General features: G+C 68.2%; 1 protein-coding gene and 3 pseudogenes. All 4 read right to left on the reverse strand.

Annotation, left to right across the window (positions count from 1 at the left end; translation table 11 throughout):
- A pseudogene (locus tag StrepF001_RS50310) lies at positions 1–1015 on the reverse strand (2-oxo acid dehydrogenase subunit E2); the annotation flags it as partial.
- Positions 961–1386 (reverse strand): hypothetical protein, encoded by a 426-nt coding sequence (locus StrepF001_RS40210; protein WP_346657006.1) that lies wholly within the window; start codon positions 1384–1386, stop codon positions 961–963. The pseudogene StrepF001_RS50310 and the gene StrepF001_RS40210, both read right to left, overlap by 55 nt.
- A 267-nt stretch (positions 1387–1653) precedes the next feature.
- A pseudogene (locus StrepF001_RS50315) lies at positions 1654–2642 on the reverse strand (HAMP domain-containing sensor histidine kinase).
- 61 nt (positions 2643–2703) lie between these two features.
- Positions 2704–3394 (reverse strand): annotated as a pseudogene (locus StrepF001_RS40220) (response regulator transcription factor); the annotation flags it as partial.
- Positions 3395–4627: the final 1233 nt, after the last annotated feature.

Here is a 4627-nt window from a genome sequence, read left to right on the forward strand (position 1 = left end):
GAAGCCGCCGACGGCGAACTCGCGCTCCAGGTCCCACAGGGTGAGGCCGTGCTCGGTGATGTCCAGGTCGGGGTGCTTGCGCTGGCGGTACTCCAGCGGGTCGGTGTCGCCATGACGTGGCCGCGGACCCGGTAGGAGTGGATCAGCTCGAAGACGCGGGCGGCCTTGGTGACGTCGTCGTCGTGGCTGGCGTCGATGTCCTTGAGCCAGCGGACCGGCTCGTAGGGGATGCGCAGGGCCTCGAAGATGTCGTCGTAGAAGCCGTTCTCGCCGAGGAGCAGGTTCGCGACCTGGCGGAGGAACTCGCCGGAGGCGGCGCCCTGGATCACCCGGTGGTCATACGTCGACGTGAGCGTCATGACCTTGGAGATGCCCAGCTTGTTGAGCGTGTCCTGGGACGTGCCCTGGAACTCCGCCGGGTAGTCCATCGAGCCGACGCCCATGATGACGACTGGCGGCATCAGACGCGGGACCGAGTGCACGGTGCCGAGGCCGCCCGGGTTGGTCAGGGAGACCGTGACGCCGGTGAAGTCGTCCATCGTCAGCTTGTTGTCGCGGGCGCGGCGGACGATGTCCTCGTAGGCCTGCCAGAACTCGAAGAAGTTCAGCGTCTCGGCCTTCTTGATCGCCGCGACGACCAGCTGCGTCGCCGTTGGGCTTGACCAGGTCGATGGCGAGGCCGAGGTTGATGTGCGGCGGCTTGACGAGGGTCGGCTTGCCGTCCTTCTCGCCGAACGACCAGTTCATCGACGGCATGGCCTTGATGGCCTGCACCATCGCGTAGCCGATCAGGTGCGTGAAGGAGATCTTCCCGCCCCGGGCCCGCTTGAGGTGGTTGTTGATGACGATGCGGTTGTCGAAGAGCAGCTTCACCGGGACCGCGCGCACGGACGTGGCCGTGGGCAGCTCCAGGGAGGCGTTCATGTTCTTCGCGACGGCCGGCCGGGCCGCGCAGAGTGATCAGCTCGGGGCCCTCCGGCGCCGTCGGCGCGGCGGCGGGCTCGGCCTTTGCCTTCGGCTTGGCGGCGGGGCCGGGGCCGGGGCCGGGGCCTTCGCCGGAGCCGGGCGGGCGCGGCGGCCGGCTTCGGGGCGGCGGGAGCGGCCGGAGCTGCCTGGGCCGGGGCGGGGAGCTGCCTGGCCGGGGCCGGCGTCTGAGCCGTGGTGGTGGTCTCCGCAGCCGCGGTACCGCGGAGCCGGGCGGACGGGGCCCCCGGCTTGTAGTCGGCGAAGAAGTCCCACCAGGCACGGTCTACCGAATTCGGGTCCTGGAGGTACTGCTGATAGATCTCGTCGACGAGCCACTCGTTGGGACGAACGCGGCAGCGGTTTTGCCCGCTTGATCGGCGTCGGTCGAGATGCTCGATGCGTTACTGGGGGACTGGACACGGCGCAACCGCCTCTTCCGCTTCACAAGGTGATGGACAGCGGGAATCAAGTACGCCTCATGACCGAGAAGGTCAGGCCGGCCGTTCATCGTCGCGTAAGTCACATCTGAGCACGTGTTTCGGGGATGGAAATGGCGGGAAACAAGCGTGGTTCCGGTGTGAAAGGGATGCACTGACCCGGGCCCGGCGCATACGAGACGCGGCCTTCGCCTGATCACACGTGTCCTGCAGTGCGACGCCTGTGGATCTTGTGGCTCCGCTTCGAACTTTACGTCACTTGGGGACGGAGTCCGGAGGTGATAAGGATCCGGCAGCCCGCTCGGATTCGGCCACACCGATCTTGGCCGTGCAGATCCACCGCCCAGCGGCGATCGCAGCCGAGGCCCGTGCCGCGTCGCTGCCCGGAGTGCGGCGGTTGACGGCACCCGGTTGAACCGCTCGAAGACCCGGTGCCACTCGACGCGGAATGCCCGGCCTCGTCCAGGACCTCGAGCTCCAGCGACTGGGCGCGCCCGGCCGCGCCTTCACCGTGACCCGGCGGGCGGGCTGTGCTTGACCGCGTTGTCGATCAGGTGGCGACGACCTGGTGGATCCGCTCCGGGTCGGCGTGCGCGGCAGCTCCGGCGGGGACACGTCGAGTGCAGATGGACGTCCGTACGCGGTGTGACTGCCGGCCGGAGGCGATGCCCGCCGCGCGGAGGCGACCATGTTGGCTCCTTCAGCACCCCGGACAGATACGGCCACACCTCGAACCGCGCGTCTTCAGCGGTACGACGTTGTCCAGACGCGACAGGTCGAGGAGCGTCTCCACGAGACGTCCAGCCGCTCCGTCTGCTTCAGGGCCGTCCGATGGTCTCCGGGTCGGCTCCGTGACGCCGTCCAATGTTCTCCAGGACGCGCGCAACCCGGCGATCGGTGTGCGCAGCTCGTGCGAGACGTTGGCGACCAGCTCCTTGCGCTGGTTGTCCTGAGCCTCCAGGTCGTCGGCATGCGGTTGATCGTGACGGCCAGGTCGCCCAGCTCGTCCACCGTTCTCACGGACCGCGGGTGTAGTCGCCGTGCGAGATGGAGCGGGCCACCGCGTTCATCTCGTCGCGGTGCGGTGAGCGAATGTGCCACGAACTGCGTGATCAACAGGGTGGCGATCATCGAGAAGACCGTGATGAAGCGCAGCTCGTCTCGGTGCGCACGCGATCATCAGCAGCCCGGTGGTGATCAGCACCGAGATGACGACCAGGCACCCAGCTTGGTCTTGATCGAGAACGGGGTACGCCGCCCAGGGCTCCCCGGGCTCCTCCGTGCGGCCGGCCGCCCTCGCTCATGGCGTCGGTGTCTCCAGGGCGTAGCCAGCCGTGCACCGTGCGGATCCGCTCGGCGCCGATTTCCGCAGCGCCTTGATGTGGCTGTCGACGGTACGGGTGCCGGAGGCGTCCGCCCAGTCCACACCTCGGCCAGCAGCTGCTCACGCGAGAGCACGCGCGCGGGTGTTCGCCAGGCAGACCAGCAGGTCGAACTCGGTGGGCGTCAGATGCACGTCCTCGCTGCGCACCCGGACCGGCGGTGCGTGGTCGATCTCCAGCTCGCCCAGGCGCAGGATGCCGGTGCGCGGAGTGGCGGCGCGACCGCGGGCTCGACCCGGCGCAGCAGCACATGCACGCGCGCGCCAGCTCCGGATCGAGAACGGCTTGGTCATGTATCGTCGGCGCGACGCCGGCCACCAGCATGTCGGTCTCGTCGTCGCGCGCGGTGAGCATCAGTAGGCACCGGCCGCTGGCTGCACCGCGGCAACCTCCAGGCCGTCGAAGCCGGCAGCATGATGTGAGAATCAGCAGGTCGGGCTGCAGGCTCGGCCGTGTCGACGGGCGGCGGGCCGTCACTGGCCGTCTGTAGAAAATCCTCGGCGGCGCAGGCGGCGGATGGCGTCGACGATCGTGCGTCGTCCTCGACCACCAGACCGGCTGTGCGCCGGGGTGGTGCCGCGTGCCGTTGTGGGAGGTGTGTGTCTGCTCATCGCCCGCCCCTGAAGTGTGCTTTCCGGAATCGTGGGGTGATCCATGACTGCGATTGACGCTTGAATGACGGCGTCAGGGATGCAGCTACGGGGATCACGCAGCTCGGCTATCAGGTGTACGCCGAGATGCACGGCGTCCGGAACGCCCCGGGCACGGGGATCTCTTCGTACGCACACACGGAAACCGGCATTCCGCAAGGATCCTTCAAAATTCCGGGGGGGCTGCGCCGACACACGGGAGCACACCGCCGGGTTCTCACCTTGCGCGTTGCCAGTCCGGCCGCGAGTACAGCCGTCGTTCCCCTCCGTGACGTCCACCCGGGCCCGTTGTGTCAGGCACAGCGCGTCGACGTGGCGGAAGTCTCATTGACGAAGTGATCAGATCGCTTCGACGATCTCCGTACGGCTGTCGGCGAGGGCCTCGCGAGACAGCTCGGCGAGCGGTCCGTCGCGGTGCCAGTCGTGACGGCACGCTCGCGCTCGACCACCGTGATCCGGCCCAGCGGGGGTTGCGGCGGCGTGTGCGAGCGAGAATCCGACCCGAGTCGGCATAGCACCGCGGGCGCGCCCTCTGTCCGGGGTTCGTTCAGCCGCGTCGACCAGCCGCGCTCGATGTCCGTCGGAGTGTCCATCAGGAAACAGCCGTTGACGATGATCTGCAGCAGGGTCGTGCCGGCGCAGCACGACCTCGCCCGACGGGCCTCACGACGGTCAGGACTTGGGGATGTCGTAGGTGGTGATCGTTCATCTGGGCACTTCTCTGCGACATGTAGAGGAATAAGGGACGGGAGTGATCGACTCCGCGGCGTTGACACAGAGGCGCAGCAGCGGCGGGAATGATCGCTCAGAGCGAACGGATCGGGGAACATTCGACGGCTCCGTGCATTGAGTCGGATAGCTCAACTTGACTGCCTAAGGGAGATCATGGCTTCGATGTCCACCGCTCACCCTGCCGTCGTGCGCTCGAGAGAGGTCGTGCTGCCGGATGGTGGTTCCGCTGGATCTGAACGACACGACGTACTGCGCGGTGGAGGCCGCAGCGCGCCGGTCGAGCCGGAAAGCCGAAGGTCTGCTGTGCCCCGGATCGACGGGACGTACGCGAGCACGGTGTGCTCGCACGTCGAGAGGTCGGGCGGCTGCGACGGTGACCCGGGCGCCCTGATCCGGGTCGCGGCCGCGTGAAGATCGGTGCCGGGACACGCGGGTGCGGCGCTGTGGGTCGAGGGGACGC

The organism is Streptomyces sp. F001 (assembly GCF_004187715.1).
Lineage (GTDB): Bacteria > Actinomycetota > Actinomycetes > Streptomycetales > Streptomycetaceae > Streptomyces > Streptomyces flavusporus.